The organism is Bacillus mesophilum, from assembly GCF_008923265.1.
GTDB classification, from domain to species: Bacteria; Bacillota; Bacilli; order Bacillales; family Cytobacillaceae; genus Cytobacillus; species Cytobacillus mesophilum.
In genome coordinates, this window is sequence record NZ_WBOT01000010.1 from 83,413 (window position 1) to 90,249 (window position 6,837).

Consider the following 6,837-nt stretch of genomic DNA (forward strand, 5'->3'; position numbering starts at 1 on the left):
ATGTTGTATCAGTTTGGAGGAGTTCTTTAAAGAATTCCTCCTTTTAAATGATTTTCCGATCAGTACCCATAAAAAGAGCCAGCTATGATATCAACAGCTGGCTCTTTTTACGTTTATTTTGTTGGTACCTTCTTTTCAATTTTCACTTGGTCAATTCGATTATCAATCACTGTTAATATTTCAAATTCCAAATGCTGATAATCAAACTTCTCTCCTTCTTCTGGAAAATAACCAAGCTCTTTCAGAAGAAAGCCTGCCAAGATGTCCTCATCTTCTGGAATTTTGCTCTTAAATACATCATTAATGCGTCTAATCGCCAATTTGGCATTACATATAATATGAGTATCTGTTAATTCATCAATCAAAATAGTTGCATCTTCATCCGTTTCATCTTCGATTTCCTGTCCAAGCATCGCTTCAATTATATCCTCATGACTGATAATTCCGCGCGTACCGCCGTATTCATCCAATACAATCGCCATATGCTTACGCTCTTTTGTCATCAGTTTAAATACTTTTTCAATAGAATGGAATTCATAAACAAAAAGCGGTTCATTATCTGTATAGTCATGAAGTGTTTTGCCGTCCTCTACAGACCAGGATAATAAATATTTTGAATGAAACACACCGATAATATTATCCATATTTTCTTTATAAACCGGATATCTCGTGTAATGATTGTTTAGCACAATATCCCGGGCGGAATCAAACTCTGAATCATATGGAATACCTATAATATCCATCCTGGGAGTTTTAAGAGCGTCTCTTACATCTAGACTGTAAAAATCAATAACCCCTTTAATGGTTTGTGTTTCTTCGTTTTTAAAGGTACCTTCTACAGTTGCAATGTCTACCATTGTAATTAAATCTTCCCTTGAAACTGAAACAGTATCAGGATCTTCTTTTGAAACTAACCTTATCACCATTCTTGTGAATCTTGAAAGCAAGAATGTCACTGGCTTTAATATAAACATTAAGATTCTTATAACAGGATACACAATGAACGCAACGCGATCAGCCATTGAAGCTGCAATCGATTTTGGTAAAACTTCAGCGAAAATAATAAGCGCAACTGTTAAAATCCCTGTTGCAATCCCAACATTAAAATTATATTCAATCGCAATGACAGTAACTAAAGTCGGTAGCATTATATTAGCAACATTATTTCCAATAAGAATTGCTGTGATAAGCTCATCTGGCTTAGACACAGTCTCGAGCAGCTTTGCTGCTTTCGTATCATTATTTTCTGCTCGTGTTTTTAATTTCATTTTGTTGACTGCAGTTAATGCCGTTTCACTACCAGATAAGAAAAAAGACATTAACATAAAAAATATAATTGCAATAACCAAGAATTCTTCCCCTTTTCAATCAATTTTATTGTTTGTTACCCTTCTTTTTTAATATAATAACCTTTTTCGTTTACCAATTTCCAATAATTACACTGCAAAGTAATGTTATTCAACTGTACACTATATGATATATTCCTTCTGTATTATATTCTTACCTTTAAAATACAAAATACTCATTCCTTCTTTACCCCTGCAATTATCAGATCATCCTTTCCATTCTAGGAAATATAGTTTATATTTTTATAAAAAATTATAATGTTGAAGGGTATAAGGCAGCTTTCTTCGTCTATAAATGTGGAAAGAATCATTTTAAAAGGAGCAAAGAAAAATGGAATTTGATTTATTAACAATCTTAAAAGCAATTATCTTAGGAATTGTAGAAGGTTTAACTGAGTTTGCACCTGTTTCATCAACAGGACATATGATCATTGTGGATGATATGTGGCTGCAGACCGAATCTTTTTTATCAAAATATACGGCTAACACCTTTAAAGTTGTCATCCAGTTAGGTTCGATTTTAGCAGTCGTTATTATTTTTAAAGATCGTTTTATGGATATGCTTGGATTATCAAAGAAAAAAGCGGAATCAGCGAATATTCCGAATCGACTAAAGCTCTCTACAGTAATTGTTGGTTTAATACCAGCTGGAATACTAGGCGTTTTATTTGAGGATTATATTGATGAGCATTTGTTTACAACTAAAACGGTTGTAATCGGTCTAATTATTGGGGCATTATTTATGATTGCTGCTGATTTATTTTCATCTAAAAAGCCAAAGGTTAACGCTGTTGAGGAGATTACATATAAGCAGGCCTTCTCGATTGGTCTTATACAGTGTTTTTCACTATGGCCTGGTTTTTCACGTTCAGGTTCTACCATTTCCGGCGGTGTATTATTGGGATTAAGCCATCGTGCTGCAGCTGATTTTACCTTTATAATGGCCGTGCCTATTATGGCTGGTGCAAGCTTTTTATCCCTGTTAAAAAATTGGCAGTACTTTACGATCGATGCTCTGCCCTTTTTTATTGCTGGCTTTATTAGTGCCTTTCTTTTTGCACTGTTATCCATTAAATTCTTTTTGAAGCTTATTAACAAAATCAAACTGATTCCATTCGCTATTTATCGGATTGTTTTAGCATTGGTTATTTACTTTATTTTTCTCTAGGCTAGAACATGTTTTCTATTATATATCTTTACCAATATCCTTTCGAATGTAACAAGTGGTCCAGTACTTACAGACAAATAGTATGTGGGATACTTATAAGCTAAATATAGATATTTTATGTATCTACTCCCTTTTAAGCATTTTTTTTGGTCACAGCGTAGACAATTGTTAGAATGTATGTACCTACATTAATTCAGAAAGAAGCTGAGAGCAGATGACAAACGTAAAATATTCTGTATTGGATTTAGCGCCTGTCGTTGAAAATAGTACAGTCCAAGACTCCTTAATGAATACATTAGACTTAGCACAGCATGCAGAAAAGTGGGGTTTTGAGCGCTTCTGGCTAGCTGAGCATCATAATATGCCAGGCATCGCAAGTTCTGCAACATCTGTCGTAATTGGCCATGTTGCTGCTGGAACTTCAACTATAAGAGTAGGATCCGGCGGTATTATGCTGCCCAACCATGCACCATTAGTAATTGCAGAACAATTTGGAACACTAGAGTCACTTTTCCCCAATCGAATTGATCTTGGATTAGGCCGTGCGCCGGGTACAGACCAGGTTACGGCAATGGCTTTAAGGCGGGATCGCCGCAGCGATGGGAATGACTTTCCTGAACAGCTGGAGGAATTGAGAGCCTATTTTAACCCTTCTTTAAGTGAACATACTCCGGCTGTACATGCCGTCCCAGGAGAAGGACTTTCCATCCCAATTTGGCTGCTCGGATCAAGCGGTTTTAGTGCTCAGCTTGCGGGTCAGCTAGGATTGCCTTTCTCATTTGCAAGCCATTTTTCACCTGAGAATACAATACCGGCTATTAATTTATACAGAAGAAGCTTTACCCCATCTTCTGTTTTAAGTGAGCCTTATGTTATGGTTGGTGTGAATGTTATTGCAGCAGATGAAGAACATCAGGCTAAAAGAATAGCTACATCTATGCAGCAATCTTTTCTTGGATTAATTCGAAATGAACGTGGAAAATTAAGAGCACCAATTGATGAGATCGAATCAGTTTGCACGCCTTATGAGAAGGCTATTCTGGATAAGCAATTAGGGTCTTCAATTGTTGGGGATGCTTCTAATGTAGAAGAAAAATTAACTGCATTTATTGCAGAAACTGGCGCTGATGAAATAATTGTCAATGCACAAATCTTTAATCATACAGACCGATTGCGTTCCTATGAGATCGTTTCAGAAGTAATGAAGCAATACAACGCAAAATAACTTTGCAAACAAAAAGGCTATTCAAGTCCAAATAGGACTTGAATAGCCTTTTACATTTTCTCAAACGAAGTATATTTAGATTTATAACTATTTACTTTTGTTGTTCAGAGGATAGTTCATCCACTAATCTTTCAGCCAATCGTCTATAAAGGTTACTCATTTGTACAATCGATGTGATGAGAAGAATTTGCTCCAGTTCTTCCTCGCTTTCATGAAAAGAGTGCGCTATTTGATCACGAGCTTCTCGCTGCTTTAATTCCGCATGACTTTGAAAATCGTTAATGTTTTGATTAAAGAGTTTGAGGTAACTATTATAAAAGGCTTCTAATTCGAAATCTGAATCTTTTTCCCTTTTATTTAAGCCATCCAGTGTGGTTTTAATATCATTAATGGATAATCCACCTTTTAATTGATAGATTAAGCTAATCAAGATGATATGTTCCTTTGAATATTTTTTGTTTTTTACTGAAAAAAACAATTTTCCCTTAGCATAATTATTTATCATCGTTTTTGTTAAGACTTTCTCATCTTCATTGCGTTTAGCTTCTGCATATTTATTTTCAAATAGCTGAATGACCTGATCCATATATAAATCGATCTGGGGAATCTCTTCTAATGAAATATACTTATCTAACACCATCTTCTTTAAGATTTCATTCATTTCCTTCATTTTGTTTAACCCTCTGTTTCGATGTATTATATCGTCCATATTACTTTAAATTTTCGAGTATGTAAATGTTGACTACTTAGTAAAATACATATATTATTATATGTAGTTATTGATACTACATATATTAGTTTTTCAAAAAAAGGAGGATGCAAAAATGACATCTTATATTCGTGAACCTATTAACGGACTTACCCATCTTGCCGGAGCAATCCTTTCTTTTATTGCCTTAATCGCTATGGTAATAAAAGCATCCATGACAACTACTTCTGCAATTGCCATCACTGCTGTCATCATTTTTGGAATTAGTATGATTTTGCTGTATTCCGCTTCAGCGACCTATCATATGGTCATCGCAAAAGACCGAGTGATTGCTTTTCTTAGAAGACTGGATCATTCTATGATCTTCGTATTAATTGCTGGCTCCTATACTCCTTTTTGTTTAATTAGTTTAGATGGAGTTACTGGATGGGTGCTGTTTACGATTGTATCCGTTATTGCCGTTTTGGGCATTGTCTTTAAAATGGTTTGGTTTAATTGCCCGCGCTGGTTATCTACTGCCCTTTATATTGGTATGGGATGGATCATTATTTTTGCGTTTGCACCTTTAAGTGAAACGTTAAGCACAGCGGGTGTGTTCCTATTAATCTTTGGTGGTGTATTATACACGATTGGCGGAGTCATTTATGCCGTTAAGCCCAAATTCCTTGAGTTTAAACATTTAGGTTTTCATGAGATCTTTCACATTTTTATCATGCTTGGAACAACCGCTCATTTCCTAAGCGTATTTATGTATGTTTTGTAAAATATTATATCTTCTCCATACATTTCGTAAATATAAAAAAGGGAATCCAGCAGCCATGGATTCTCTTTTTCATTTCGTAATCTGATAATTATAATCTTAGATCTTTGTAAAATATGGTTCATATCTAGGATCTGCATAGAAAGGCGGTCTTGGGCCAATCATGGCCAGGTTAAATGGCGTCTCATTATCAGCATAAAAAACTTCCTCTTTTTCATTTGATTCGTCGATAAGTAAGTATTTCACTTCTAAATTCACATAATAAGGCAACATCTGTCATATCTCCTCTCTTACATCCAGTCTTGAACACTATATGCAAATCAATCTATTATTGAGCAAGTCTCCTTTACTGCCATACATAGGCACAAATTAGGCATATGTATCATAAGTTAATCTGACTGCAGGAAAAGGAGGCTTTACTTTGCCTAATAACGATTATGAAAAGCTAGGTAAGCAAGAATATCCAATGTATCCGAATTTCGGGAAAATCACTAGATATGAGGAAGTACCTCTCGCAGTACCAGAGCAGCGTCAATACCGGCAGCCTGGTGAAGAAGGATTAATGGTGCCAAAACCGATTATTGAAAATCCAAATTATACTGGAAGCAGAAAACTTAACGGTAAAACGGCTTTAATCACTGGCGGAGACAGCGGAATGGGAGCAGCCGCAGCCATTGCGTTTGCTAAGGAAGGTGCAGACGTTGCTATTGCCTACTTGGATGAACATGATGACGCTAATCGAACGAAAAGACGAATTGAGGCGATTGGCAAACGATGTCTGTTATTGCCGGGTGATCTGCGAGAAAAACAGCAATGCATAAAAATTGTAGAAGATACGGTAGCAGAGTTCGGGAAGCTGGATATTTTATGCAATCATGTCGGCATTCAATTTCATCAGAATAGCTTAATGGATATCAGTGATGAACAGTTTGATGATACGTTTAAAGTGAATATTTATTCTCATTTTTATACGACTCGTGCAGCACTGAAATACTTAAAGGCAGGCAGTGCTATTATCAATACGGCCTCCATTGTAGCTTATGAAGGCAATGATTTGCTGATTGATTATACAGCTACAAAAGCAGCAAATGTGGGATTTACCCGTGCTCTGGCGAATAACTTGGTAAAGGAAGGCATTCGTGTTAATGCACTTGCACCAGGCAAGGTATGGACACCACTCATTCCATCCAGTTTTTCGGCTGATCAAGTAGCATTGGCTGGAAATCCAATGAACAGAATGGGTCAGCCATTTGAACTAGCTCCTGCATTTGTTTTTCTAGCCTCTGATGATTCCCGCTTTATGACCGGTCAAACCTTACATGTGAACGGCGGACAATGGACTTCATCCTAAAAAATTTCAAATAAATACAATAAAAAAACCAGCACAATGAAGTGACCCCTAAAAGTTAGACACGGTTATTTCATTAGGCAGCTTGGGTAAAATGAGTTCGGTATTGTACCGGACTCATTTTTAATTTCGCCTTAATTCTTTTTGTATTGTAGTATTTAATGTATTTTTCTAATTCTATTTTAAAATGTTCTACACTCTCAAACTCCTTTAGATAGAGGAATTCTGATTTCATAATTCCGAAGAAATTCTCCATTACCGAGTTGTCATAACAGTTCCCT

Annotated in this window: 8 protein-coding genes; 4 read left to right on the top strand and 4 right to left on the bottom strand. The window is 35.9% G+C overall.

What is annotated here, in order from left to right:
- Positions 1–113: 113 nt before the first annotated feature.
- A complete protein-coding gene (locus F7732_RS20565) occupies positions 114–1,349 on the bottom strand; it encodes a hemolysin family protein (protein WP_151575925.1) in 1,236 nt (411 codons plus the stop codon).
- Positions 1,350–1,677: 328 nt separating this feature from the next.
- Between F7732_RS20565 and F7732_RS20570 the strand changes: the two genes are divergently transcribed.
- Complete coding sequence (locus F7732_RS20570; RefSeq protein WP_151575926.1) at positions 1,678–2,514, top strand: undecaprenyl-diphosphate phosphatase; 837 nt, start codon at positions 1,678–1,680, stop codon at positions 2,512–2,514.
- A gap of 214 nt (positions 2,515–2,728) precedes the next feature.
- The gene (locus tag F7732_RS20575) at positions 2,729–3,739 is read left to right on the top strand and encodes an LLM class flavin-dependent oxidoreductase (RefSeq protein WP_151575927.1); all 1,011 of its coding nucleotides are present in this window, start codon (positions 2,729–2,731) and stop codon (positions 3,737–3,739) included.
- A 91-nt stretch (positions 3,740–3,830) separates the two neighbouring features.
- On the opposite strand, the gene F7732_RS20580 is transcribed toward F7732_RS20575, so the two are convergent.
- Positions 3,831–4,409 (bottom strand): DUF1836 domain-containing protein, encoded by a 579-nt coding sequence (locus F7732_RS20580; protein ID WP_151575928.1) that lies wholly within the window; start codon positions 4,407–4,409, stop codon positions 3,831–3,833.
- 154 nt (positions 4,410–4,563) lie between these two features.
- Here F7732_RS20580 and trhA point away from each other — a divergent pair, with 154 nt between their 5' ends.
- Complete coding sequence (gene trhA, locus F7732_RS20585; RefSeq protein ID WP_151575929.1) at positions 4,564–5,211, top strand: PAQR family membrane homeostasis protein TrhA; 648 nt, start codon at positions 4,564–4,566, stop codon at positions 5,209–5,211.
- A gap of 96 nt (positions 5,212–5,307) precedes the next feature.
- Here trhA and F7732_RS22720 read toward each other — a convergent pair whose 3' ends face one another.
- Positions 5,308–5,481 carry a hypothetical protein gene (locus F7732_RS22720; RefSeq protein WP_161598925.1) on the bottom strand — a complete coding sequence of 58 codons (174 nt, stop codon included), beginning with the start codon at positions 5,479–5,481 and terminating at the stop codon, positions 5,308–5,310.
- 193 nt (positions 5,482–5,674) lie between these two features.
- Here F7732_RS22720 and F7732_RS20590 point away from each other — a divergent pair, with 193 nt between their 5' ends.
- Positions 5,675–6,559, top strand: a complete 885-nt coding sequence (locus F7732_RS20590; protein ID WP_151575937.1) for an SDR family oxidoreductase — start codon at positions 5,675–5,677, stop codon at positions 6,557–6,559.
- Positions 6,560–6,632: 73 nt separating this feature from the next.
- On the opposite strand, the gene F7732_RS20595 is transcribed toward F7732_RS20590, so the two are convergent.
- A partial coding sequence (locus F7732_RS20595) for an IS3 family transposase (RefSeq protein WP_151575930.1) occupies positions 6,633–6,837 on the bottom strand: 205 nt, incomplete at its 5' end.

Bases quoted from the DNA above. Each gene is read 5' to 3' on its own strand.
- F7732_RS20570 (WP_151575926.1), top strand. From the start codon at position 1,678: ATGGAATTTGATTTATTAACAATCTTAAAAGCAATTATCTTAGGAATT.
- F7732_RS20575 (WP_151575927.1), top strand. From the start codon at position 2,729: ATGACAAACGTAAAATATTCTGTATTGGATTTAGCGCCTGTCGTTGAA.
- F7732_RS20580 (WP_151575928.1), bottom strand. From the start codon at position 4,409: ATGAAGGAAATGAATGAAATCTTAAAGAAGATGGTGTTAGATAAGTAT.
- trhA (WP_151575929.1), top strand. From the start codon at position 4,564: ATGACATCTTATATTCGTGAACCTATTAACGGACTTACCCATCTTGCC.
- F7732_RS22720 (WP_161598925.1), bottom strand. From the start codon at position 5,481: ATGTTGCCTTATTATGTGAATTTAGAAGTGAAATACTTACTTATCGAC.
- F7732_RS20590 (WP_151575937.1), top strand. From the start codon at position 5,675: ATGTATCCGAATTTCGGGAAAATCACTAGATATGAGGAAGTACCTCTC.